At 66.3% G+C, this 26,034-nt stretch carries 14 protein-coding genes and 1 pseudogene; 8 read left to right on the top strand and 7 right to left on the bottom strand.

Annotated elements, in window-relative coordinates:
- Positions 1–48 precede the first annotated feature (48 nt).
- Both AB0M82_RS01145 and AB0M82_RS01150 read left to right on the top strand, forming a co-directional pair.
- Positions 49–1,551 carry a WD40 repeat domain-containing protein gene (locus tag AB0M82_RS01145; protein WP_364716310.1) on the top strand — a complete coding sequence of 501 codons (1,503 nt, stop codon included), beginning with the start codon at positions 49–51 and terminating at the stop codon, positions 1,549–1,551.
- Positions 1,552–1,699: 148 nt separating this feature from the next.
- On the top strand, positions 1,700–3,103 hold the full coding sequence (locus tag AB0M82_RS01150; RefSeq protein WP_364716312.1) for an ISNCY family transposase: 1,404 nt from the start codon (positions 1,700–1,702) through the stop codon (positions 3,101–3,103).
- Between the two features lie 305 nt (positions 3,104–3,408).
- On the opposite strand, the gene AB0M82_RS01155 is transcribed toward AB0M82_RS01150, so the two are convergent.
- The gene (locus AB0M82_RS01155; RefSeq protein ID WP_364716314.1) at positions 3,409–5,136 is read right to left on the bottom strand and encodes a hypothetical protein; all 1,728 of its coding nucleotides are present in this window, start codon (positions 5,134–5,136) and stop codon (positions 3,409–3,411) included.
- A 63-nt stretch (positions 5,137–5,199) separates the two neighbouring features.
- On the opposite strand from AB0M82_RS01155, the gene AB0M82_RS01160 reads away from it, so the two are divergent.
- From AB0M82_RS01160 to AB0M82_RS01175, 4 genes and pseudogenes are all read left to right on the top strand, one after another.
- Positions 5,200–8,229 carry an ATP-binding protein gene (locus tag AB0M82_RS01160; protein WP_364716315.1) on the top strand — a complete coding sequence of 1,010 codons (3,030 nt, stop codon included), beginning with the start codon at positions 5,200–5,202 and terminating at the stop codon, positions 8,227–8,229.
- On the top strand, positions 8,229–9,521 hold the full coding sequence (locus AB0M82_RS01165; protein ID WP_364716317.1) for a DddA-like double-stranded DNA deaminase toxin: 1,293 nt from the start codon (positions 8,229–8,231) through the stop codon (positions 9,519–9,521). Before AB0M82_RS01160 ends, AB0M82_RS01165 begins: the two co-directional genes overlap by 1 nt.
- A complete protein-coding gene (locus tag AB0M82_RS01170) occupies positions 9,518–10,030 on the top strand; it encodes an Imm1 family immunity protein (RefSeq protein WP_364716318.1) in 513 nt (170 codons plus the stop codon). The genes AB0M82_RS01165 and AB0M82_RS01170 overlap by 4 nt, the downstream gene beginning before the upstream one ends.
- Positions 10,031–10,554: 524 nt before the next feature.
- Positions 10,555–13,932: pseudogene (locus AB0M82_RS01175) on the top strand (error-prone DNA polymerase).
- Positions 13,933–14,279: 347 nt separating this feature from the next.
- Here the strand turns inward: AB0M82_RS01175 and AB0M82_RS01180 are convergent.
- Together AB0M82_RS01180 and AB0M82_RS01185 are read right to left on the bottom strand one after the other, a co-directional pair.
- Positions 14,280–15,410 carry a hypothetical protein gene (locus tag AB0M82_RS01180; RefSeq protein WP_364716320.1) on the bottom strand — a complete coding sequence of 377 codons (1,131 nt, stop codon included), beginning with the start codon at positions 15,408–15,410 and terminating at the stop codon, positions 14,280–14,282.
- Entirely contained in the window at positions 15,373–15,927 is a 555-nt protein-coding gene (locus AB0M82_RS01185) for a hypothetical protein (RefSeq protein WP_364716322.1), read from the bottom strand. The genes AB0M82_RS01180 and AB0M82_RS01185 overlap by 38 nt, the downstream gene beginning before the upstream one ends.
- 171 nt (positions 15,928–16,098) lie before the next feature.
- Between AB0M82_RS01185 and AB0M82_RS01190 the strand changes: the two genes are divergently transcribed.
- On the top strand, positions 16,099–16,929 hold the full coding sequence (locus AB0M82_RS01190) for a transposase family protein (RefSeq protein WP_364716325.1): 831 nt from the start codon (positions 16,099–16,101) through the stop codon (positions 16,927–16,929).
- A 12-nt stretch (positions 16,930–16,941) separates the two neighbouring features.
- Here AB0M82_RS01190 and AB0M82_RS01195 read toward each other — a convergent pair whose 3' ends face one another.
- From AB0M82_RS01195 to AB0M82_RS01205, 3 genes are all read right to left on the bottom strand, one after another.
- Positions 16,942–17,106, bottom strand: coding sequence for a hypothetical protein (locus AB0M82_RS01195; protein ID WP_364716327.1), 165 nt, complete (start codon positions 17,104–17,106; stop codon positions 16,942–16,944).
- Positions 17,107–18,112: 1,006 nt separating this feature from the next.
- On the bottom strand, positions 18,113–21,037 hold the full coding sequence (locus AB0M82_RS01200) for a tetratricopeptide repeat protein (RefSeq protein WP_364716328.1): 2,925 nt from the start codon (positions 21,035–21,037) through the stop codon (positions 18,113–18,115).
- 582 nt (positions 21,038–21,619) lie between these two features.
- On the bottom strand, positions 21,620–22,057 hold the full coding sequence (locus AB0M82_RS01205; protein WP_364716330.1) for a hypothetical protein: 438 nt from the start codon (positions 22,055–22,057) through the stop codon (positions 21,620–21,622).
- 135 nt (positions 22,058–22,192) lie between these two features.
- Between AB0M82_RS01205 and AB0M82_RS01210 the strand changes: the two genes are divergently transcribed.
- Positions 22,193–22,648, top strand: a complete 456-nt coding sequence (locus AB0M82_RS01210) for a hypothetical protein (RefSeq protein ID WP_364716333.1) — start codon at positions 22,193–22,195, stop codon at positions 22,646–22,648.
- Positions 22,649–22,766: 118 nt separating this feature from the next.
- Here the strand turns inward: AB0M82_RS01210 and AB0M82_RS01215 are convergent, their stop codons facing one another.
- Positions 22,767–25,835: a BTAD domain-containing putative transcriptional regulator gene (locus AB0M82_RS01215; protein ID WP_364716336.1), complete on the bottom strand. Its 3,069-nt coding sequence runs from the start codon at positions 25,833–25,835 to the stop codon at positions 22,767–22,769.
- Positions 25,836–26,034: the final 199 nt, after the last annotated feature.

Here is a 26,034-nt window from a genome sequence, read left to right on the forward strand (position 1 = left end):
GGTGTCCGACACCGTCGGACACCCCTCCAGCGAAGCCGAGGAGCCCACGTGGACGGGACAACCGACCCTCGCATCGACTTCGCCCGCCGGTTGCGGGCACTGCAGGAGACGATCGGCCTTTCACTACGACGGCTGGAGGTAGAGAGTGAACGAACGCCGCGCCGTCGTGGCGAGGGCACGATCCGGCTCAAACGCAGCACCATCGCGGGAATGACTAACCTGGAGCGTCCGGTCCGTCCGCAACTGCCGAATTTCGAGGTCTTCGTCGACACATGTTTACGGGTAGCGGCGGAAAAGGATATTTCGCTACCGCCAGAACTGGGTGACCGCGAAGCCTGGAACCAGGCCTATCGCGACCTCGGCGAGTACGTGGACCGATATCCACGCAAATCGATGACCCCACATCTCAACGGCGGCTCTCCTGCAGTCGAAGACGCCCCGCACCCGGCACCAGCGAACGCGAAACCTCTGCTGACCCGAAGACGCGTGCTGCTGGCAACCCCCGTCACACTCGTCGTGGCCGCGGCGGTCCTCAGTCCCTGGTGGCTGCGCGAGCAGCAGCCCTCGACACCCGACGACTCTTCCGACGACGGTGTCTACAGCCCCCTCGGACGTCTCCTCAGCGGTCCACTCGCCAAAGACGACCCCGTCTGGTCGGTCGCGGTCGGAGCGCTGAAGAGTGAGGCTCTCGCGATCGTCGGCCGGGCCGACGGCACCCTGCAACTGTGGAGCCCGGTCACGGGTAGGGCTCGCAGCAAGCCGCTCGCCGGCCACGACCAGCCGGTGTACTCGATCGCCCTCAACGGCGCCGTCGCGGTGACCGGCAGCGTCGACGGCACTCTGAGGCGCTGGGACCTCACCACCGACTCACCCACGAGCGTCCGGCTGGGCGACAAGCTGGACGCCGGAGTCAACAGCGTGGCGCTCGGCACGGTGGACGGCAGGCCGGTGGCGGTGTCCGCGGGCGACGACCGAACAGTCCGGGTCTGGCAGCTAACCACCCCCGAACTCACCGGCACGATCCTCGGCGAGAAACTCGACTCCGAGGTCAAGAGCATCGCCGTCGGGACCATCAACGGCGCGACGGTCGCCGTGTCCGGGAGCGCCGACGGCAGCATCCGTCTCTGGGACGTGACCGGCCGGTCCCCCGCCCGGCTGCTCGGTGCTCACCAGAGCACCGTCGGCACGGTCGCGATCGGCGCCACGCGAAACAGAGTCCTCGCCGTGACCGGCAGCGAGGACGGCTACATCCGACGTTGGGACCTGACCGCGACCCATCCCACCGGTACCGTCTTCGGCGACCGGATCTACAGCGCGGTCAAGACCGTTGCGATCGGCACAGTGAAGGGCACCACCGTGGCCATCGCGGGCAGTGACGACACCTCCATCCGACTCTGGGATCTGGCCACTGGCCACACCTACGGAAATGGTCTCACCGGCCCCAAGAAAGGAGCGGAGTCCATCGCGATCGGCAACGTGGGCGACGTCAGCGGCCGTGCTGTCGTCGTCTCCGGCCACTGGGACGGCACCATCTGGACCTGGAACCTATAAGCCCAGCCAGCCCCCGCCGCAAGCCATCCTGCTGTACCTATCTACTTGCCCCTGAAAAAGTGAGGGGCCTGGTCGGTGTGTTCAGCGCTGACTGGGCCGGTCTCATGGGAGTATTGGCTGCACCTGTTGCGCTGCAAGGGATACGTTGATGTTGCGGACTCGGAATGAGCAGCCGTCGTTGTGGGAGTCGGTGCTGCCGGAGGTGTGCTTACGGCTCCCGGCGGAGCTGGCGCGGGTGGACGAGTGGCTGGATGATGAGCGGTTCTTCGCCCCGTTCGTGCCGTACTTCAGTGCACGCAAGGGCCGCCCGAGCGTGCCGTTGGAGACCTACCTGCGGCTGATGTTCCTCAAGCACCGCTACCAGCTGGGCTATGAATCGCTGTGTGCGGAAGTGTCCGACTCGATCTCCTGGCGGCGGTTCTGCCGCCTGAACATCGATGATCCGCTGCCGCACCCGACGACTCTGATGAAGATCACCACTCAGTGCGGTGAGGCCGCGGTCGAGGCCCTGAACGAGGCAGTGCTGGCCAAAGCCAGCGCGGCGAAGCTGGTGAAGACGGGAAAAGTCCGCGCCGACACCACCGTGGTGCCGGCCAACGTCAACTACCCCACTGACACCGGGCTGCTGGCCCACGCGGCGAGCAGGATCGCGGGGTTGGTGCGGCGGATCAAGTCGGCTGGTGGCGCTACCCGGACCCGGTTCCGGGATCGCTCCCGTGCCGCGGGACGTCGGGTACGGGCCATCGCCTCGAAGCTTCGGCTGCGAGGCGCACAGGCCCGTGAGGAGGCCCAGGCCACCGTCCGGCGGATCACGGGCGAGCTGGCCGGCCTGGCCACACGCACCGCCCACGAGGCCGAGGCGGTGCTGCGCAACGCCCGCCGGGCGCTGCGCAAGGCCACAGGCCGCACCAAGGGGTGCCTGCGCCGCGCGATCGACGAACTGGCCATCTCTCTCGAGCGCACCGGGCGCATCGCGGCCCAGACCAGGATGCGGCTGGCGGGAGACATGCCCGACTCGGCCACCCGGCTGATCAGCCTGCACGACCCGGACGCCCGCCCGATCGCCAAGGGACGCTTGGGTAAACCGGTGGAGTTCGGCTACAAGGCCCAAGTCCTGGACAACGAGGACGGCGTGATACTCGACTACACCGTCGAGGAGGGCAACCCGGCCGACGCACCCCAGCTCGCGCCCGCGGTGCAACGCGTGCGGCGCCGCACCGGCGGCACACCCCGCGCGGTGACCGCCGATCGCGGCTACGGCCACGCCTCCGTCGAGAACGAACTGCACGACCTCGGCGTGAAAACCGTTGCCATCCCTCGCAAAGGCAAGCCCGGACCCGTCCGGCAACAACACGAACGCAAGCCGTCGTTCCGCAAGCTGGTCAAGTGGCGCACCGGCTGCGAAGGCCGCATCAGCCACCTCAAACACCGCTACGGATGGGACCGCACCCGCCTGGACGGCCGCGACCGCACCGCCATCTGGTGCGGCCACGGCATCCTCGCCCACAACCTCGTCAAAATCACCGCCCTGGCAGCAGCCCCCACCATCTAATCGGCGCCCCCACAAGGATGACCCGGCTCCGGACCAGGCACGAATCGGCGCCGAGGCCTCAAACCAGACTCACTTTTTCAGGGGCAAGTAGCTAGAACCTTTGGGTACCGCGCCGGTTTCGAAACGGTCGAGAAGGCCGGTGCCCCCGGCCCCGGGAATCGCGAAGCCGGGACTCACCGACTACGAGTGACGGAGGCGCGGCGCATCCTCCTGGCAACCGCGCAGTCCACGCACGCCGGAGCATGTTCGCCCGCCCCAACCCCGGCACCAAAGGCAGCTCGAGTCCGCCAGGCAATAGTCCGGAGTTACCGGTTTCGGGGGCTATCGCGCAATGGTTGCATGCTGACCCGCGGCAAGGTCAGGGTGGATGGGTCGCAATTGACCACAGTCAGGCTGGGGCCATTGACACGGGCCTCCACCAGAAGAAGGGTGTTGCTGGGTAGGTTTTGCAGTGTGGTTGGTTCGACGGTGTATTCGCGGACCCGCTCGGTGGTGGTACCTGTGCTCCGCTCGGTAGAGGAGCCAATGGTTACGGTTTCCGTCCACGACCACTGCCACCCCTGTTTGATAGAAACGCTCTCACCGGCCGCAGCGGAGTAGGACTTGTTGTCGCTGCCGCCGACGGTTCTCGTCTGCTGGCTGACGACAAATTTGTGTTCGTATCCGATGTACTCCGCGGCTACGGTGGCGTCTTCGTGATTACGGAGTCTCATGAACCCGACCGGTCCACGGTCAAGCATCTGACGCGCCGCGTCTTGCAGGCGGCGGAATATGAGGACCAGCCGGATGTCATGCTGGGCGCACTGATCCGACAGCCGGGTCAGGTGCTTGGCGGCCAATCCGTCTGCGCCGGCGATGACGAGTACGCGAATCTCGTCTGGCTGCTCGGTGATGCGGCGGATCAACCGCTGCAGGATCAGGTCGTGGAGCAGCTCTCCGGCCGCGTTGCCACCGTGGTCCTGGACCGCGATGACGTCGAGATTCCCTGCCTTGGGACGCCTGCCACGACCGCCCAGCTCTCGTAGCGGGTGCAGGTGCGCGTCCAACCGCCACAGGTCGGGAAGGATTCGGCGGCGGATCTCGTCGGCGAACAACTCATCGGCGATGGTGGTCCGCTCGGCCAGGGTCAGCTCGGGTGTCGGGCCCGGTTTTTCCATGAGAACTTGTACTGCGGCGGACAGACGGGTCACGGTCACATGGTCGTGCAGCGCTCTGCAGATCTCGGACAGGATCTGCTTGTCCGCCAATCGGTCAATTCGGGTCGGACCCGTTACGTCCGCGCGCATCGCCTCCACGAGCACTTCCACCAGGTCAGGGCCGCGGAGCCCGGCCAGGAGGTCACTGTCGGCCAAGTCCCGGGGGAACACCTGCGTCGTGCAAGGAATGGCTCGTCTGGAGGCCACCTCGACGAGTCCCTCACTGACGTCGGCCTGGGATAGGTCCACCACCGTGAGCGACTCGTGCGTGGCCAGCATGGAGGCACCGAATACCACCAGAAGCCGTTGCCATTCCGGGGTATCCCCGCCGATCAGGTCGAACCGGGTCGTGTGCGGCGGCGGCACTGTACCCCACTCGGCGACGTCCATCAGACGTCGTGCCTCGGAGTCTTCGAACTTCTTCCTTCGCTGCCGCCAAGCGGCCGTAGCCCGCTCGTGCGACCGCTGGAGACGCATGGGGTCGGCCCAGCGCCTGACGAGCAGGAAGTGCAGCAGTAACGGACCAGCCGTCACACAGAAAAACGCTGCACTGATCACTCCCGAAGGGAACACGTAAAAGTGCAACTGGCTGGTGAGGATCAAGAAGAAGCAGCCGGTGAAAAGCAGCGCCGCCGCTATCCGCCGGGGCAGTCGCGCTCGAGCCCTGTCGGCAGCCATTGCCGCCCGCGGTGAAACCGGACGGGGCTTGGGGTCGGGTTTGTGATAGGGCCGGAACAACTGGCGGCTGTCCCGGAAGGTCCACCCCAACCTCTCGCCGGGCAAGAACAGCAGATCAAGAGGTGATGAAGCGGTGATTCTACCAGATTCTTCGACCACGGTGACGCTCTCCTCCGGCCCGGTTGCGTGCCACTGACCGACGATCACACCGTGCACAGGCGCGTGACCGATGTGACCTGTACCATGTCCCTGCATGCCATGTCGAGGGCGGTGGATGCTTATGCACGGCAACGATATGTGTACGCGCGTGATCGTTTCCGTCCCGAGGACGGCAGCCAGACTGCGCGGGCTGGCATGATCGCAATCAAGGGGAGCTATCCGTCGCATGTGCTGGGCGAACTCGTCGCATGCCGAATCGACGAGTTGCAGCGCCCGCCAATCAGCGACGGCGAAGTGGCGGCGGATCTCGCACGCCGACAGCGCCTAGCGACTCTGATCGCGCTCTACCACGCAGGAACAGCCAGGCCAGGACCAGCACCGACGTTCGCGTTGGGGTGGCAGCGGCGCCACACCGACGGGCCTATCGATCTGTACGCGGGTGGGAATGCCTTGAGCGTCACGCGCCCGGACGGTCAGGCGGTCCTTACTGTGCCGGTCGGCGGCCGGGGCAGGCGGCTACCGGTGGGTGGTCTCGCCGCGGAGCTGCGGTCCACACCATGTTGGACGCGAATCGACGGCATCACTGACGGCCTGGTGGTCGAGGCAACTGCGACGCAGCAGCCGGACCGCCTGCATCCGTCATTGGAGGATTGTCTTCTGCGAGCGTGGCATGAGCCGTTCGCGTGGCTGCTGATGGCCGAGCCCATCCCACCCGATGTGGTCGCGACCGAAGCGGCCAGGATCGGCGAGCTGCAACGCGACGCGAGTACGCGCGGCTCACCTGGGTACGCCGTGCGGACTGCCCGGCTAGCCCATCGGCACCAGGAGCTTCATCAGGCTCAGTCAACCGGGCTATGGCACGTGTGGCTGATAGCTGGTGGGACCAGTCCAGCAGCGGCAGTCAGTGTGGCCGGGCTGCTCGCTGCGTCCGCCGATCTCAGCAGCCTGCCTTACGTGCTGGCGCCCACCGCTACCACCGGCGCACTGGACGAGATCCTCGACGCGAGGCTCGACGGTCCCGACCGGGCGTCGCCGTTCGCGGCGAGCTCAGCGCTGGTCGCGTCGTTGGGCCGGGGACCCAATGAGGAGATTCCCGGAGTCCGGCTCACCCTGCGGCCGCCGTTCGACGTCACCACCGAACCCGCCAGCGGCGCCCCAGGGCTGCGACTCGGGCGGCTGCTGGATCGCAACCGCGCCGAAGTCGACGACGTACACATTCCGCGTGACAGCCTCAACCGGCACATGCTGGTGGCCGGCGCCACCGGGTCCGGCAAGTCGCACACCCTTCGAGGCCTGCTGGAGCAGGCCTCCCAGGTGGGATTGCCATGGCTGGTCATCGAACCCGCGAAAGCCGAGTACCGGCTGATGGCCAGCCGACTCGGCCCCGGCTCAGTACTGGCCATCCGGCCCGGCGATCCCGACGCGATCCCGGCCGGCCTCAACCCCCTGGAACCGGCCGCCGGGTTCCCGCTGCAAACCCACGTCGACTTGGTCCGAGCCCTGTTCACCGGCGCGTTCCAGTCCGAGGAACCGTTCCCGCAGGTGCTGTCCGCCGCTCTGACCCGCTGCTACGACGACCTCGGCTGGGACCTGGCACTGGGGGAACCGAAAAACCCGGCCCTCACCCCCCGATACCCCACACTGACCGACCTGCAGCGCACAGCCGAACGCGTCGTCGCCGACATCGGATACGGCAGGGAAGTCACCGACAACGTCCTCGGCTTCATCCGAGTGCGGCTGGCCAGCCTCCGTCTCGGTACCACTGGCCGATTCTTCGAGGGCGGGCACCCAGTCGACTTCGCCGCGCTGCTGCAGCACAACGTCATCGTCGAAATCGAAGACGTCGGAGACGACCGCGACAAAGCATTCCTGATGGGGACCATGCTGATCAGGCTGATCGAGCACCTGCGCGTCCAGCAGCACCCCACGACCGGGCTGCGACACCTCACTGTCGTCGAAGAAGCCCACCGGCTGCTGCGACGCGCGGAACAACCCGGCCCCGCCGCTCAGGCCGTAGAACTGTTCGCCGGCCTGCTCGCCGAGATCCGCGCCTACGGCGAAGGACTCATCATCGCCGAACAGATCCCCAGCAAGCTGGTCCCCGACGTCATCAAGAACACCGCCGTCAAGATCGTCCACCGGCTGCCCGCCCTCGACGACCGCGACACCGTCGGCGCCACCATGAACCTCACCGAGCCCCAGTCCCGATACCTGGTCACCCTCCAGCCCGGCACCGGCGCGCTGTTCACCGACGGCATGGACTTCCCCCTGCTGGTACAGATACCGGACACCACCGCGCTCGAAGCCACCACAGCGGCAATCATCGCGGTCCCGACCACCGTGGTGGCGCGGCGTAGCACCACTTGCGGCCTCGATTGCGTCGACACGCCCTGCACTCTGCGCCAGGTGCGTGCCGCCCAGCGCATGCCCGAAACCGAACCCTGGCTACCCGCCTGGGCCGAGTTGTCCGTACTCGCCCACCTCACCGGCCAGCCCACGCCCTACCCACGCCAGCCCGCTCTCGACGTCCTCACACGACTACCCACCCGGCTGCGCGACTGTGCCATCTCCCACGCTGTCGACACCGCCGTGGCGACCCGATCGACCGCTATCGCCACCACACACAGCCCCGCACAACTCGCCGCCCATATCGCCAACACCATGCGCGCCTACCTGACAGGGCAACGGGTGTGCGCTGATGAAGAACCCGAATGGCTGGCCACGCCCTTCCGCTGGAACCTCGTCCATCACGAACTCGAAAAACTGTGCCACACCACCCCCGCCGCCGACCGGCACCCGCGCAGCAAAGAGTGGGCACAGACCTACCGACGCCCGATCCCAGGCGACACCGCCGACCAACAACGACAGACCGTGCGCGCCTGGTTCAACGACGACCTACGCGACACCGCGACGTGCGACGCCATTGCTTGGGGCCTTCAGACCCCAGCCTCCATCGAGACGGTGGTCGGCAGCCGACGCAACGCCCCCGACTGGCCTGACCGGCTCACCGAAACCTTCCAGACCTTCACCGAATGCAACTGGGCCCACCAATACCTGAAACCTGCCGACATCCCTGCCGATGGCAATCGCTGATGTCTAGTGAAAGTTTTGTACCCGACTTCGAAAAACTTGCCGAGGTCGCCAGCACAGCCGCCGAAGCGACAGGCGAGGTGACCAAGGCTGATACTGAAGTAGTCGGCAACGCCGTCGAGTCAGCCTCCCGAGAACCCGAAAACGCACACTCTGAAGCTCCCCCTGAGCACGCCGACAAGGTAGCCCAGCTAGGCAGGCAACTGGACATCCCCCAAATCGACGCCAGCACCATGCCCTCTGACACCACCCTCGGCACACAATCCCCCGCAGACCAGACCAACGAGCCCACAGACACGCAACCGCCTGACAACAGCCCCAACGATCACACCGCCGAACTATTCGAAAACCCCGCCGATGTCGCCAGCACAGTCGCCGAAACGACTGGCGAGGCGACCAAGACTGATACTGAAGTGGCCGGCAACGCCGTCGAGTCAGCCTCCCGAGAACCCGAAAACGCACACTCTGAAACTCCCCCTGAGCACGCCGACAAGGCGGCCCAGCTAGGCAGGCAACTGGACATCCCCCAAATCGACGCCAGCACCAAGCCCTCTGACACCACCCTCGGCACACAATCCCCCGCAGACCAGACCAACGAGCCCACAGACACGCAACCGCCTGACAACAGCCCCAACGATCACACCGCCGAACTAACCGACGCTCACAGCGACAGCCCCTCAGATCCAGCCACCGAAACGGTTGAAGTCGCGGACAGGTCACGCGCACCAGCGAAGGAAGACACGGATCCTGCCGCCGCGAAAGCTGTAGAGAAAGATAGATACAAACAGGGAATTTCGCTCGATGAGTTGGATCACGCCGCGGCCGACGAGCCGTTCACCAACAAACACGGCGACTGCTATCCGCCGGAGGCCGCTGACCTCGCCGAGCGCCTCCCGAAACGCGTCGTGCCGGATACCCAGATGCGAACTGTTGCGGTGGCGCGCTGGAACGGTCATGTCTTGCCGAACATCACCTCGGGCTACGATGCGTTGGCCAGCGACGCCGAGCGGCTACTCCGCGACCACGACTGCACGCCGAGTCAGGCCAGGTACCTCAAGTCCCACGCTGAGATCAAAGTCGCCGAACTGATGCTGCGCCGCGCGGACATGACCGACGTCGAGGTCGCAATCAACAACACGCCTTGCGGCATCGAAAAGCAGCAAGAGTACGAAGCCACCTGCGACAAGCTCCTCGCGCGAATCTTTCCTGATGACGGAGACCGCAGTTTGACGGTCTACGGCACCTACCAGGACAATCAACCGTACGAGAAGCGCTACGGAAGGGCCCAGCCATGACCCTCGCCCTCGACCTAGACAGGGCTCGCCGTGACAAGACTGCGACCCTCGCCCTCCTGCGCTCCGTACCAGACTGTCTCGAACTGCTGCGTTCGGGCTTCCATCACCACAGCGAGACGCACGCCCCCATCCCCACCTGTTGGGCGTTGTGGACCCGCGCCATCGACGACGGCCCCTGCCTCATGGTCGGCATTCACCGGGACAAGGGCACGCTGACCTGGTGGGCGGATGGAGGCAACGAAGAGTTCGTTCCCGCCAGCACGCAGCTCCGCGGCGACGTAGTCGAGTACTGGTTCGCCAGTGGAACGCTCGGCTACACCGAAGGCGAAGAACTCCCAGTGGAGTACGTCTATGCAGCACTCGGTGAATTCGTCGCCACCGGCCAACGCCCCAAGATCATCCAGTGGATACCCGCCGCGGACGTGCTCGACCTGCGCGACGTGTCGTCAACGTCTCGTGACCCGATTATCCAGGCATGGGAGGACGCGCTGCCGCCGGAAGGAACCTGACCACCAGGGGCCTGGGCGCACGACAATGGCCGTGTACCCGAGGTCCACGGAGCCAGATTCACGATGATGGAGACGATAGCCAGTTACCTGCTGAAACGCGCCATGACCGGCTGGTCCCGCTCAGCGAACCCGATTAGCCCCAGTTTCCTCTCCTACGCCGGAGTCGGCCTGCAGGCTGCGAACGTCGGTGACGTTCCCGGAGGCGCCTCCGCATGCTGGACGAGCGACCAGCCGGGGGCGGGTGCTACACGCGGATCAGCTCGCTCAGCTCGGACTGGAGGTTTCCGACCTGCCTTGCAACGCGCCCGGGTACTCCTGCTGACTGCCAACCGTGGACGTGAGCGCCCTGCGCTGCGGGCCCGGTCAACCGGAGAGTGAGTTCGACCTGTTGCGGTTGACTTCGCCATCATGAGACCTAGAATCGAACACCTGTTCCCCTGATGGCAGTGTGGCAGTGGCTATCAGCGGGAAGTGAACACGCTGTCTTCCCCACGGCGACCCGAGCGCGACAGGGTGGTACACCAGTGGGAACCCGGCACACAGCCGACCGGTCAACGGTCAGACGCGAACCGTCTCTCCAATTCAACAACCCGAGCGTGCCGTGGTCCGAGGTCGAGCGGATCGCCTCCGGGCGCGCGCCCGTCCTCGGCCACGGCAGCGACTCTCCAGCCTGGTCACGCAAGCGCGAGGGCTACACCGGCGCCCCGGCGGACTTGCGTGATCGTCGCAGCCGCGACGACGGCGGGGACCGGGTTCGCGCGCCGTATGCGGAGCTGCACGTCCACTCCAACTTCAGCTTCCTCGACGGCGCAAGCCACCCCGAGACCCTCGTCGAGGAGGCCGCGCGGCTGGAGCTCGACGCGCTGGTGCTGACCGACCACGACGGCATGTACGGCGCAGTTCGGTTCAACGACGCCGCCCGCGAGCTCGGCGTACGGGTGGGGTTCGGCGCCGAGCTCTCGCTCGACCTGCCTGCTCCGCAGGCTGGCGAGCCGGATCCGGCCGGGTCGCACCTGCTGGTCCTGGCGCGGCAGCAGGAGGGCTACCACCGCCTCTGCCGGGTCATCTCCCACGCCCAGATCGCCGGCGGCGAGAAAGGCCGACCCGTCTACGACCTGGAGGAGGTGGTCGACGAACTGGCCGGGCACGTCGTGGTCCTCACCGGCTGCCGCAAAGGCCCGGTCCGCCGTGCACTCGCCGAGCATGGCCCGGCCGCCGCGCGGGCCGAGCTGGAGCGGCTGGTCGACTGGTTCGGGCACTCCCACGTCGCCGTCGAGCTGATCAACCACCGCCGGCCCCTCGACGACGCGGCCAACGACCTGCTCGACGAGCTGGCCCGTGCGTTGCGGTTGCCGACGGTCGTGTCGAACAACGTCCACTACGCACGCCCGGAAGACGCGCCCGTCGCCGACGCTGTCGCCGCGGTCCGCGCTCGCCGGTCGGCTGAGGAGCTGGAGGGGTGGCGACCCCCGTCGGGGCAGACATTCCTGCGGTCCGGGATAGAGCAACGACGCCGCTTCGAGCGCCGCTACCCCGGCGCGGTCGGCCGGGCCGCGGTGCTCGGGGTGGAGGTGGCGTTCGACCTGCAGCTCGTGGCGCCGGATCTGCCGCCGTTCCCCGTACCAGCCGGGCACGACGAGATGTCGTTCCTGGCCGAGCTGACCTGGGCCGGCGCCGCCACCCGCTACGGCACCCGCACCGAGTCGCCGCAGGCGTACGCCCAGCTCGAGCACGAACTCGACGTGATCAAGCAGCTGGGCTTCCCCGGCTACTTCCTCGTCGTGTGGGACATCGTCCGGTTCTGCAAGGAGAACAACATCCTCTGCCAAGGCCGCGGGTCGGCGGCGAACTCGGCGGTCTGCTACGCGCTGGGGATCTGCCACGCGGACCCGGTGAGGTGGAACCTGCTGTTCGAGCGGTTCCTCGCGCCGGAGCGGGACGGGCCGCCGGACATTGACATCGACATCGAGTCCGGTCGCCGCGAGGAGGCCATCCAGTACGTCTACGACAAGCACGGCCGGTTCCACGCCGCGCAGGTCGCCAACGTCATCACCTACCGGGCGCCGTCGGCGGTGCGGGACGCGGCCAAGGCGCTCGGACACTCGCCAGGCCAGCAGGACGCCTACAGTAAACTGGTCGATCGGTGGGGTGGCGTCGCCGCGACGAAACAGCAGAGCTCCGGTGAGATCCCTGCCGATGTGCTCGAGCTGGCCGGCCGGATCGAGGACTTTCCGCGCCACCTCGGCATCCACTCCGGCGGCATGGTCATCTCCAAGCAGCCGGTGTCGGAGATCGTGCCGGTCGAGTGGGCGACCATGGCCGATCGGTCGATCTTGCAGTGGGACAAGGACGACTGCGCCACCGTCGGGCTGGTCAAGTTCGACCTGCTCGGCCTCGGCATGCTCTCGGCCCTGCACTACATGATCGACCTCGTCGCCGAGCACCACGACACCGTCGTGGACATCGGCAAGCTGGACCTGGCTGACCCCAAGGTCTACGACATGCTCTGCGAAGCCGACGCGGTCGGCGTGTTCCAGGTCGAGTCGCGCGCGCAGCTGGCGACGTTGCCGCGGTTGCGGCCGCGGAAGTTCTACGACCTGGTCGTCGAAGTCGCGCTGATCCGGCCCGGCCCGATCCAGGGCGGCTCGGTGCACCCCTACATCCGGCGCCGCCGCGGCGAGGAGGGAGTGGCAGCACGCCCACCCGCTGCTCGCCGGCAGCCTGGACCGCACCCTCGGCGTGCCCTTGTTCCAGGAGCAGGTGATGCAGATGGCCGTCGACGTCGCCAGCTTCAGCCCGGCCGAGGCCGATCAGCTGCGCCGCGCCATGGGCGCCAAGCACTCCAGCGCCAAGATGAAGGCGCTGATGGCGCGGTTCTTCGCCGGGTGCGAAGCCAACGGCCTCGACCGCGAGCTCGCCACCCGGATCTTCGAGCAGATCCACGCCTTCTCCGGGTACGGCTTCCCCGAAGCGCACTCGATGTCCTTCGCGCTGCTGGTGTACGCGTCGGCGTGGTTCAAGCGCTACTACCCGGCGGCGTTCTGCGCCGGGCTGCTGCGCGCCCAGCCGATGGGCTTCTACAGCCCGCAGTCCCTGGTCGCCGACGCCCGCCGCCACGGCGTCCACGTCCGCGAACCGGACATCAACACCAGCCTCGCCAACGCCACCCTCGAACCCGACCCCGAAGGCACCGGCGGCGTCGCGCTCCGGCTCGGCCTCGCAGGCATCCGCCACCTCGGCGACACGGTGGCCGAGGCGATCGTCGCCGAACGCGACGCGAACGGCCCCTACACGAGCATCGGCGACCTGACCGGCCGCGTCCAGCTGAAGAAGGACGCCGCCGAAGCCCTAGCCACCGCCGGGGCGTTCAGCAGGTTCGGCGGCGACCGGCGCCAGGACCTCTGGGCCGCCGGCACCGCCGCGGCAACCCGCGCCGGGCACCTCCCCGGCCTCGCCCCGGGCCTCGACGCACCCGCCCTGCCGGGCATGACACGGCTGGAGGTGACCGCCGCCGACCTGTGGTCCACCGGCGTCTCCCCAGACAGCCACCCCGTGCAGTACCTGCGCGAGCTGCTCACCGCGCGCGGGGCGATCACCGTCGCCGAGCTCATGCGAGCCGAGGCGGCACGCGGGTGTGGGTCGGCGGCGCGGTCACCCACCGGCAGCGCCCGGCCACCGCCGGCGGGATCACCTTCCTCAACCTCGAAGACGAGACCGGCATGGCCAACGTCCTCGTCTCGCCCGGGCTGTGGCAACGTCACCGGATCGTCGCCCGCGCCAGCACCGCCCTGCTCATTCGCGGCCAGGTTCAGGCGGCCGAAGGCATCGTCACCCTCGTCGCTGACCGGCTCGAGGCGCTTGACCTGTCGATGGCGACCGCGCCCTCGCGCGACTTCCGGTGACGGCCAGCCAGCCCGCCGTCGGTGTAGGGTCTCACGACTGATGTCGTAATCTCACGGACGATGTCGTACGGATGTCGTATGCGGCATCGCGGTGAGATTAGCGTCCGTTCTCAGCGGGGTCTTGCAGGCTTGAGAGCGGCCCGGGCTGCGCAGCGGATGGGCCAACGCTTATCGGTGGGTCGAAATCCGAGACATGCCATGGTCAGTTGTCGACTGGGGGTGCCGATTGCGACTCGATGTGTCCGTCTGCGGTGAGTCCGAATCGGGCCAGTCGATACGCGTCTTCGCTTCTACCCAGTTCAACTATGGCGGCGATCAGTCGACCATCCGCACCGGGAAGACCGTTGTCAACGAGCATGTGCAGAGTTGGGAGCATCCTTTTCGAATTGCCCCTTGACGGCCAAGATATCAACCAGTTTGTAAGCTGCGTTGATATCGTCGCTCTTGGCGCGCCGCTCCAGCTCGCTCACGTCAGAGGTACCAAAGATCTGGCTGATGAGGGCTTCTTGCGTGATCGGCGATTCGTGGGTGAGTTGTTGGCGGAGCCGGCGGCTGCCTTCGAGCCCCTTCAGCATGCGGGCCTCGCTGGCAGCGGACGGAATGTCGTAGTTGATTTTCGCTCGCGCTTGGTCGAGTCCCGCTTCGATCACGAGCAACCGGGATCCCATAACCGGATCGGTTTCAGCAAGTGTGCGGAAGATCGAGACTGCTTCGTCGAAGTTTCCCTGGTCGAAGAGCAGCCAGCCCAGCCGTTCTGCGAGGTAGCCGTCGCGCGGGGCGGCACGGCGCAGCAGTGGAATTGCATACATGTAGCGCATCCTTGTGTCTGCTGCGTGGCCGAGGCGTTCCAGATCACCGTGGTTGCTGAGGTGGGCGAGGCAGGCCTCCCAGAAGGTGGCCGGCGGGCAATGCTGAGCGCGCTCGGGCTCGGCGTGTTGCAAAAGGTAGGAGGCCAGCCGGTACCCGGCGGTAACACCCATCGTCATGCCATCGGCAACTGGAGCGAGCGGGGCGACGGCACCCAGCAGCAGGCGGCTGGTATACGCCATCGCTTGTTCGAACCAGTCGGTCGGGGCTTGGGCTCTTTCGACATCCGTGCAGTAGCCAGGCGCGGCCTCCTGCAGCAGGCGCGACGGCAAGGGCGAGTGCGTGCCCAGTCGCGCCGCGTCGACAGCGACGGTCAGCACTGCTCGGGTGTATGTGTCGGCGCTGTTCCACCGCTCGACCAGTTGGGGGCCACCGGCCAGAACTTGCGTGACGCCGGCATCAGGTGTGTCCTTGGCAACGCGGATGCGTGCGTCCTCGCCGGCGAGGTCCTTAGCCCGCTCTAGCTCAGCGCCGCTGAACGTGTCCGAGACATCGATGACGTGAGCAAGGCTGAGCAGTTGTCGATCGTTGGCATACAAGTCTGGCTGACCGGGGTTAGGTTGGGTGATGCGATCACCGTATTCGCGCCGCAACAGGGTGGCTACCAGCACCGTTCCCGCATTGATCAGGTCGCGGACTGTGCCTGCTGGTAGGCCGGTGGGGGCGATCGAGGTAGTACTGCAGCTCGTCGAGCCACAGGATGGTGCGCTGCGTCGGCGCCGCGGCGAACGCGCGGATCGCATCGGCGTTGGCCGGGTGCAGCAACCACCACTGGGGCAGCTCCTCGCGGACGGCTTCGAACAACATCCGGGACTTGCCGACCGACGAGCTGCCAACTAGAAGTACGAAGCCCCCGGGTCCGCCGGCAGCATTGATCGCAGTACACAGGTCTGGGTCCCTATCGCGCGGCACATACACGGGCATCTCACCGGCAGCGTCGTCGACGTGGATCGCGGTATGGACTCCGAGCAGCCGTGGCCGTGCCTGACGCACCCGTACCGCCCCGGCTGGGTGGCGCATATGAGCGGCAGCGACTCGTTCCCATGCATCCAGCCACGGTTGCCGCGCCTGCTCGGTGGCCAGGCCGCACACGCTCAGGAATATGATCGCCGTGTCTTTCGAGGGCATCGACTTGCCATTCAGCAGGTCACTCAGTGAGGTGATCTCACCAAGATCGGGCCAGCTTGGGTGGGATGGTGCCGGATCCGTGTGGCGGCAGGGGGATCTGGTGTGAAGACGGGCGTGGAGTCCCTGGTAGAAGAACGCTCGCCAAAGTGATCTTCACCCGAAGGACTCCACGTGATCGCCTATCGTGCCATGCTCGACGTGCCGCGCGCACTTGCCCACTACCTCAGCCGGCTGCTGAACGCTGAGCGTCGCGAGCGGGGCACCCGACGCCGCAGCCGCGCGTTGACCTGCTTCCGCCAAGCCGTGTTCGGGTTGCGCTGGTTCCGGGAGGACCGGGACGTGGCGGCGCTGGCGCGGGATTGCGGCATCTCCCGAGCGACCGGTTACCGCTACCTGGACGAGGTCATCGAAGTGCTCGCCGCCCAAGCCCCGGACCTGCACGAAGCGTTGCAGCGCGCCAACGACGACGGTCTGACCCACCTCGTCCTGGACGGCAAGCTGTTCTCCGCCGACAGGCTCGGGGAGAAGACCACCAGCGTCAAAGGCGAGCAGATCGACGCCTGGTACTCCGGCAAGCACCGCAAACAGGGCGGAAACGTCCAGGTACTGACCGAACCCGACGGATTCCCACTCTGGTGCTCCGAGGTCGAGCCAGGCTCGACCCACGACATCACCGCAGCCCGAGAGCATGTACTCGGCGCCCTGTACTGGGCCTACTCCCACCTCGACCTGCCCACCCTGGCCGACGGCGGCTACGCCGGCACCGGGATCGGCGTGCACACCCCGGTCAAACAACCCGCCGGCAACCAGGTACTGGATGCCGACAACCGCACCTACAACGCCCTGCTCCGCGGACTGCGCTGCCTCGGCGAACGCGCCTTCGCGCTCCTCCTCGGCCGCTGGCGAGCACTCCGCCACATCACCACCAGCCCCCGCAAGATCGGCACCATCGTCAACGCCGCACTCGTACTCACCCACTTCGAACACGGCCGACTGAACTGAAAGTTGCTGAGATCACTTCAGTGTTGAACGTGGCAATGTCGGCTGGCGCCCGGTGCGCAAGGACAGCTTCTTTGCCGCCGCAGTCAACTGCGCATACGAGCGACGGCCACGCAGCGCGTTGAAGCCTTCGGCCAGGTCGGCCAAGCTGCTGATCTCTGCCGGGTCGATGCTCATCACGTCGGCTCCTGCCTGTCCGGTGGCCATCCGCCGGACCTACCGGACAACCGTAGAAGGCCCCACCACCCTGGCGTCAGCCAGGTTGATCCAACGCTCGGTGGCAGGGACGGTCCAGCCGATTACTCCGGATGCATCCGAACCGCTGACCGGACCCCCACACAGGTTGATTCGCTCGACTGGTCCGTCAGGAGATCCGGCCGGCTCCTCCGGCCTCAAGTAATCACCGGGAGAAGACCATGAACGCTCGCCTCCGCGAGAAGAAGCCCAAGCTGCGCAAACTTACCCTCGCCGCGGTCGCCGGACTCGCATCCGGCGCTGCCCGGGCGGCCATCGGTTGGCTACTTGAACACTTCATGACCGGCCAGTAACCCCTGCGCCGATCCTCGTCCAAGCGTCCGCTCTGGGCCGGCGGCCCGGCTCGTCAGCCCAGGCGGCCTTCCTCACCAAGGACAGACCCAGCGCGAAGAAGATCGCCGTGACCTGTGGCACCAGCAGCAAGCACATCCGCAACGTCTTGAATGGCCACCCTCCACAGACTCATAGTCCCGCTCACCAACAGCCAAAGCTCAGACGAGCTCGCCAAGCCCTGGCTGAAGAAATGACACAGTCCTGAGACTGATCTTGGGTGACATCATCGTGAGACAACGGAGAATCCGCAGGTCGAACAAGATCGACATGTCACGCGCGGCGAGACCCTACAGTCGGCCGCTGTAGGGTCCCAAATTCGATGGCACTTTCCCAAAGATCTTGGCAGCGAGATCGCACTCGTGCCACAAAATTGGGATGATCATTCCTTGACACCGTTGGCCGTTCGAGTGGGACTCCGCGACGCGCCGTGGCTGCACGAGCAGTACGTGCGCGGCGGCCGCAGCTCGGAAGACCTTGGCGCCGAGCTGGGCGGTCGCTAACGACAAGGTCGTGCTGGACGACGACGATACCCGGCAAGCAGCCTCCGCCTCCGCATGTCGCGGTTGGAGTTGATGCAGCCTTGTGCGGACAGCTGACTTTAGGCGTTGTTGGTGCGCTGAGCGGACGAGTCCGGCGGTTCAAGACCGAGAGCTACTGCTTCATCGTGGCGGCCGAGACGGGCCAGATGCTGGCAAAGACTCGCCAGCTCGCTTCGATAACGCGCTTCATATTCCTGTGGATCTTTTTCGCTGCAGGCTCTCCACATCGACAGCGATTCACGTCTGGCTACGAGTGCCCCTTCGATGTCATCGAGATCCCGTCGATAGATCGCAAGCTCCTTCAAACGGTCGGCAAGGGCAGCGCGATACGGTTCCGGCTCTTTGTCGGCCAGCCGACGGTAGATCGCGACGGCCTCATCAACGACCTCCAGCGCGTCCCGATACCGCCCCACCCTCCGCATGCAAGCTCCGAAGTTGCTTAGACAGTCGGCAAGGGCGGTGCGATACGCTTCAGGCTCGACGTCGACCAGCCGACGGTAGATCGCGACGGCCTCATCAACGACCTCCAGCGCGTCCCGATACCGCCCCACCCCCTCCAGGCTGAGCCCGAGGTTGTTCAGAGAATTGGCAAGGTCGGGACGGTACCGTTCAGGCTCGATGTCGACCACCGTGCGGAAGATCGTAACGGCCTCATCGCCAGCTTTCACGGCTTCCCGACACCGCGCCATTGCCCGCAGACAAGCCCCATGGATACTCAGAGAGCTAGCAAGATCGGGACGGTACCGCTCAGGCTCGATGTCGACCAGTCGACGACGGATCGTCACGCTCTCATCAGTGGCCTGCAAAGCTTCCCGATACCGCCCCGCCTCCCGCAGATAGGCCCCAAGATTGTTCAGAGAGCTGGCAAGATCGGAGCGATGCCGTTCGGGCTCGACGTCAATCAGCCGACGGTAGATCGTGACGGCCTCTTCAGTGATCTCAACGGCTTCCCGATGCCGCCCCACCGCCCGCAGGCGACTCCCGAGGTTGACCAGACAGTCGGCAAGGTCGGAGCGGTATTGATCAGGCTCTTTGTCGGCCAGCCGACGGTAGATCGCGACGGCCTCATTACTGGCCTCCAGGGCTTCCCAATATCGCCCTACGTCATCCAGGTTCAACCCAAGGTTGTTCAGGGAGGTGGCGAACGGAGGCCGATACCGTTCAGGCTCTTTGTCGGCCAGCCGACGGTAGATCGCGACGGCCTCGTTACTGCCCCCCAGGGCTTCCCGATACCGCCGCGCCGCCCGCAAGCAAGCCCCCAGGCTGCTCAGCGAGCTGGCGAGCAGAGGGAGATACGGTTCAGGCTCGATGTCGACCAGCCGACGGCGGATCGCGACGGCCTCGCCAATGGCGTCCAGGGCTTCTCGATACCGCCCCACCTCCCACAGGTCGGTCCCGAGTATGTACAGAGACTTAGCGAGGCCAGGACGATACTGATCTGGCTCTTTCTCGACCTGTTCGCGGCGGTGGGTGACGAGTAGCTGGCCAAAGGCAATACGCAGGTGGGGAAACGTTGCCGGCGGGGTGAGCGCGAGGAGCCGTTCGCAGGCGCGGATGTCATCGACGACGTCGGTACTGATCAAATTGGCCAAAGCTCTATCAAGCAGGTGGCCGGTGACGCCGGTGGCCAGGATTATGGCAAGTGCTTCAGGGAGCTGGTTGATTTTGTGGGCGAGCAGGATGGTGAGCTGTTCGAGTGCATCATCGTAAGTGGTGGAGGCACGGGCTAGCACCGGCGCCGCGGTAAGAGCATCCTGATCACGCAGCAGCTGCGGGCGGCGGCTAAGGGTGTCAAGGACCAGGCGATCGGCGATGAGGTGAGGAACCAGGTCTGGCCGGTGGTCAGGCCCTAGGGGGTAACGTCGGTGCACCCAGCCGGCAACGGCGACACGGGACTCCTGCGCAGAGTCGTGAGCGAACTGAGGTAGCCGACGCAGGAGCGTCGCTGCCTCCTCAACATCAGCGGCAGGAGACAGCAGCAGCACCGTCAGGGCCTCGGCGAGGGTATCCACGTCACACCCCACAGGCAGCCGCGACAGGTCAGCGGCCCAGCCGCGTTGCTCCAGCGCGACCAGCTCGGTGAACAGCCCGGACGGCGGCTCGGTGCGGGTATTGATCCGCCCCAGCACCGCCAGCAGCGCACGCGCATGCAGCACCAGCGGCGTATCATCGTCCGACCCAACCGGACGATCCGACAAGTCCGGCGGAGAGACCTGCAGCGCGCGGGCGTAGGCCCGAACGGCCTCCCCATACCAGCGCTGCCGGTCACCGGCCTCACCAACGGGTTCCAGCGTCTCGATCCGCCTCAGATGCGGCAAAACCGTGTCGGACAGCACCGGCACTGCCGCAGCCGTACGGGCAAGCAACACCACACGGACCAGATCGGGGTGGCGTATCGCTCCACCGAGCAGAGCTTCCAGTACGGAAACGGAAACACGGTCGGCGTCGTCGACGATCACCAGCGTCGGGTCGTCGGCAGCGACGATCCGCTCGACGAGCCCCGCTCCATCACCCTGCAGGCGACCGGCCGCCCAGTCCTTGCCGAGCAGGAACTCCGCCACCGCCAAAGCCAGACGACTCTTGCCCACCCCAGCTGAGCCAACCACCACCCTCGCCACCTCAGCCCGCGGATCACGGTGTTCACACCACGCCACAAGCCGGTCATGAACGGCGCTCCGGCCCCACAACGGAGTCGGACTGAACGGAGCGGTCAGCCAATGCACCACACCCCGCGCTCCAGATACCCCGTCGCCCTGTCCGGTAGCCGTCTGGTCGGTCGAAAAGATGGGTGCGGGTGAGCGCAGAGGCCCCAGCATCGCGTCGCGCGCATCCCGCAGATCTTGCCGCTCACGCCCTGCTTGCCACACTGACAAGCCGACCTGGACCGCCACGAGCACGACCAAGGCCACGGTCAACGCCCACGAGAATTCGCCGGTGGCCAAATCGGTTACCACTCCGACTCCGGCGGCGATGACCACCGACACGAAGCCGTGCCACCATCGCGCTCCGCGCAACCGACTCATACACCACCTGTCGCTGGGCGGTCCGCTTGCGTAACACAACCACAGGAACTGACACCTCCAACAAGAAATGACACGTACACTGAGACTGGTCATGGTGGCATCGGGTTGAGACAGCCGAGGAACCACAGGCTATTCATCATCAACATGTCACGGTCAATGAGAACCTACAGTCGGCGGCCCACACTCCGGCGCCCGCGGCGAATTCGGTGACCTGGTACCCATCCGCCCTGCTGCCGGCAGCTCTGTGCAGTGCCTACGCGGGGAGTACCTGGCCCACTACGGCATGACCCGCACCTACAGCCATCGCTACCGGCTGCACGGCACACTTTGCTTGTGGACCCGGTTCGAGCGTGACCGTTGACCACGATGAAGGGCGGCGGGCACAGCCCCGGCACCGACAGCGGGCTACCAGTCCGCCCCGCAGGTACGCACATGAGGTGTCTGAACCGTAGGCACGACTTGCCGCGCGCGGGCAGACCATCAGCTACGACCACTCGGTGGCCCGCCACGGGCTCGTGCAGTCGGTCGCAGGACGTCGCAGCCTTAAGGGGCGCTTCCTTCCGGACTGGGAGGCGTCTCGTCAGGTGGCAGTGCGTCGTGAGCAGTCGGGTCAGAGGAGCGCACCTCTCGGATCGCCTCGTCGAGCCAAGCCGCAGTGCTTCGGAGCGCCTCGTTGAGCTTTGCGTCGCTGGTGAGGGTGGCGTCGCCGGTGAAGTTCGCCCCGCCAAACGGGGCGTAGTCTCTGAAGGTCGCCCCAACTGACCCGGGGTCGCGGGTGAAGGCCGCCCCGAAGAACCCGGCGTAGCTGTCGAAGGTCGCCCCGCCGAACTCGGCGTGGCCGGCGAAGGTCGCGTCGCCGAACCTGGCGTAGCGAGTGAAGGTCGGCGCCCACTTGCGCGTGTCTTCTCCGGCCGCGTACTTCCAGCCTCGCCATTCCGAAGGCACCTTTACGGCAATGACCAGTCGATTCCAGATCTGCACAAGGTCTCGGGAGCACGCTGGGCACGCCCACATCAACCCCGGCGTAGGGAAAAGGAACCACGCCAAGGAACATCCGGAGGGATCATGGGGATGAGATTTCGTACCGCACTGGGAGGAATCCCGCTCTTGTTGTTCGTGAGCCTGCTGCTGGCGCCGGCGCAGGCCACCGCAGCCGTTCCCGAGCACCACCAGCGGGTGGCCACCGCAAAGGCCGCCGCCATCCAGTGTTTCGCAGACGCAGACGACCCGGATGTCCTGACATCCACCAGCAGGAGCATCCACGCTGTCGGCCGGGTGACCGGGTGCACGTCGCGGCCGGACAGCTGCCGGCTGAGAGTCGACCTCGAACAGTACAACGGCGCTCTCGGTTACTGGACGACGGTCGCACACAAGGACAGCGGCTGGAAGGCGGGATGCAGGCGCGCCTGGTGGGGCGGTTACCCGTTTGTGGACACCGTCTACCACTGCACACATGACAACGACACACGGTGGGGCTACCGCACGGTCATCTACTTCGACATCGAGGACGACGGGGACATCGCTTCGGATCGTGCCCAGAGCATCAACAACAAGCTGTTCAGGTGCTTCTGAGCTGAGCGGTGGGCCAGAGCTTTCGAGCCTGGCCCACCGGCTTTCGTCAACGAAGCGGCCGCACCACGGGGATCCCGGTCGGCGGACGCGGCCAACCCGAGTGACCGACTCGGCGCGGTCAGCATTCCCCCAGTGTTTTGGCGAGCTGTTCGAGTTCGGTGGCTTTTGCGTCGTTGCCTAGTTGGATGAACAGTGCTCGTGCTTCGTTGAATGCTTCTCGCGCGGCTTTCCGGTCGACGCCGGAGTACGCATGGCCCAGGCTGGTCAGTGCTGCAGCATGAAAGGAGTGCCAGCCGCGGGACTGCCACAGGGCAACGGACTCTTCGAGGAGAGGGATGGCCGCGGCGGCATGGCCGGCCGCCAGTTCGATCTCTCCGAGGGTTTCGAGAGCTTCGGCCTGGTGGTGTGTCATCTTGTACTCGCGGCTGAGTCTCAGTGCGGTTTCCGCCGTTGTTCTCGCGTCAGGGTGGCCCCGTCGGGCGTGCAAGCCGGCGAGTGCGAGCAGGGTCAACACCTCGGTATAGGTGTCGCGGTACCGGCGGGAGATGGCCAGAGACTCTTTGAGCATGAGCTCGCTGGTATCGAAGTCACCTCGGTCCCGATGGGCGATTCCGGAGAACTGCAAAGCGGTCGCGACGCACCGGTCGTTGCCCAGGAGCCGGGCTCTCGCCAGAGCGCTGGTCGCGTGCCGGATACCGGCGTCGAGGTCACCGTGGTCGAAGTGGGCCACGGCGAGGGCCAGATGAGCACGCACCTCCCCTCCGAGGTGGCCTGATCGTTCGCCGAGGGCCAACGCGTCGGTCGCAGCCCGAACGGCTGACTCGTGGGCGCCGGTGGCGATCAGCGCCCAGGCACTCATGACCAGGGCGTCGGACTCTCCCGGTTCATGTCGCAGTTCAGTGAACATGTCGAGGAGCCGAGTCGCCTGGGTACGCAGCCCGGCCATGGCGTTGCCGTCATGATCGTTGCTGATCCACGTATTCACGTCCACCAGCCCGCGAAGCATGACGGCCTCGCCGAGCAGGTTGCCGGTCCGGCGGCAGAGTGCCATAACGTCGGTGTTGACGTTGACCCAGTCGGCGTACATGCCACGCAGGTCGAAGTACTTCTCCAGGCAACCAGCCAGGTCGAAAGCCAGATCGTCCAGGCCGAGGGCGCAGGCCTGCCGTATCGCCGACAGCATGGCCACGCGCTCCGCGTCGAACCAGTTTTCGGGATATCGCACGGGAGCCACGCGCGGAACCGCCGGTCGTGGCGTAGGACCGCTGATGGACGCGTAACAGGGTCCGGGAATTCGGGCGGCCATCCGCTCCGCGAGCACGAGCCAGCCACCCAGACCTCTGACCAGCGCCCGCGCGCGGTCCTCCTCCCTTTCCTCCGTGTGGGCACGCTCCAAGGCGAAAAGGCGAACGAGGTCGTGGCAGCGATAACGGTACTGGCCGACCGGATCGGTTTCGGAGATGGTGAGGAGTTGAGCATCCACCAGTGCCTCAGCGTATTCGGTCGCCTCGTCCATCGGGCATTCGAGCACTGTCGCCGCCAGCCAGGGTGGGAAGTCGGGTGTCTTGAAGAGTCCGTACATGCGAAGCAGGCGTCGCGGCTGCTCCGCGAGCCCCCGGTAGCTCAGGGCGATAGAAGCTCGCACGGCAAGATCACCAACGGTCAACCGGTCCAGGCGCCGGCGTTCGTCGCCGAGTATCGTGGCGAGATGCGCGAGCTGCCACGCCGGCCTGGCCGCCAGCCGTGCTCCCGCGATCCGGACTGCCAGCGGCAGGCAGCCACACAGTCGCACAATTTCGGCGGCTTCGTCGGTCTGCGCGTCGACACGTTCGCCGTCGGTGACCTTGGCGAGCAACTGGACCGCCTCCGGCACGGCGAACATCTCCAGGTTGATTTGCCGCGCCCCTTCAAGCCCTGTCAGTCGCACGCGGCTGGTGACCAGGACCGCGCAGGTGGGGACACCCGGCAGCAGAGGGCGGACTTGAGCCTCAGACGCCGCGTCGTCCAGCACGACAAGGACCCGGCGCCCTGCGAGCATTGTTCGGAAAAGCTCGCCGCGTTCGACCGGATGAGCGGGGATCACTCGGTCCGGCACGCCGAGCGCACGCAGGAACCTCGCCAGCACATCACCGGGCTCCAGCGGGGACTCCTGAGCCCCACGGAGGTTGATCCACAGTTGCCCATCGGGAAACGATGCCGTGATCAGGTGTGCGGCGTGCAGCGCGAGCGCGGTCTTGCCGACTCCACCCATACCCGTGATGGCGGCGATGGTCAGCGCCGTAGCGGGTGAACCGGCGGTCAGCTGCTCACGGAGGGCTGCCATCTCGGCCGGCCTCCCGGTAAAGTCGGGTACGTCGGGCGGCAGCAGGCCGGGGGCTGACCACGCCCGAGTCCAGGTCGCCGGGGTGTCCGTCGCTTCCGTTCGCTCGGGTGGGTCCGGTTCGGGCGGGGCGAGCACGGGGCTGTCTTCGAGAATCCACAGGTGCAGCCGGCGCAGTGCGGGGCCTGGATCCGAGCCCAGTTCCTCGGCCAGCAACATTCTCGTGCGGTCGTAGTGTTCCAACGCATGGGCCGCGCGGCCACACCGGTACAGCGCGAGCATGAATTGACCGGCCAGGCGCTCATTCATGGGATCGGCAGCAGCACGGGTGGCAAGTCTGGGCAGGATCTCGGCGTGCTGGCCACAGCGCAGACGTGCGTCATCCAGGTCCAGTTCCGCGGATTCCCGCTCCCGGAGCAACGTATCGCGCACGGTGTTGAACCAGGGGCTGTCGACGGTGGCGAACGGCTCTCCACGCCACAACGCCAGCGCCTTGGCGTACAGATCCACCGCGGCATGAGCCTCACTGGCAGAACGCGCCTGCGCCATCAGATGACGGAAGCGATGCAGGTCGACGGCGCCGGGGTCGACCAGTACCCGGTAGCCGGCGGACTGTCGCTGGATACGTACCGCAGCGGTGTCGGACTCGAGAGCGCCGCGCAGCCGGGAGAGATAGCTGTACAACGTGGAGTTCGCGCGTGACGGAGGCCGTTCTCCCCACACCCGATCGACCAGTTGCGCGACCGGTACCAAGCGTTCGGCGTCGACCAGCAACACGGCCAATACCTGCCGCTGCCGAGAGTGACCAAGATCGATTGACCGGTTCCCGGCGCGCGCCTCGATGGAACCGAGCAGGCCGAACTCCATCACAGCCCCCCTACGGCCGATTCAAGGTTTCCCCAAGGTCTTCTCTGCTCAGTTTGCCCAGCGATTCTCCACCACGCCACAGACAGATGGGAGTAATTCCCGGTGGGAAACGCAGAGCGAAATCCGGCTTCACGCGTTTGGTCGAACTCCCCGCGGCACCGCCGACGCCGGTCCAAGGTTTACCCACGGGCAGGCGTGG

Source organism: Amycolatopsis sp. NPDC051128, from assembly GCF_040682715.1.
Taxonomy (GTDB): domain Bacteria; phylum Actinomycetota; class Actinomycetes; order Mycobacteriales; family Pseudonocardiaceae; genus Amycolatopsis.

Bases quoted from the DNA above. Each gene is read 5' to 3' on its own strand.
- AB0M82_RS01170 (WP_364716318.1), top strand. From the start codon at position 9,518: ATGACCCTCGCCCTCGACCTAGACAGGGCTCGCCGTGACAAGACTGCG.
- AB0M82_RS01185 (WP_364716322.1), bottom strand. From the start codon at position 15,927: ATGCCCTCGAAAGACACGGCGATCATATTCCTGAGCGTGTGCGGCCTG.
- AB0M82_RS01165 (WP_364716317.1), top strand. From the start codon at position 8,229: ATGTCTAGTGAAAGTTTTGTACCCGACTTCGAAAAACTTGCCGAGGTC.
- AB0M82_RS01215 (WP_364716336.1), bottom strand. From the start codon at position 25,835: ATGGAGTTCGGCCTGCTCGGTTCCATCGAGGCGCGCGCCGGGAACCGG.
- AB0M82_RS01150 (WP_364716312.1), top strand. From the start codon at position 1,700: ATGTTGCGGACTCGGAATGAGCAGCCGTCGTTGTGGGAGTCGGTGCTG.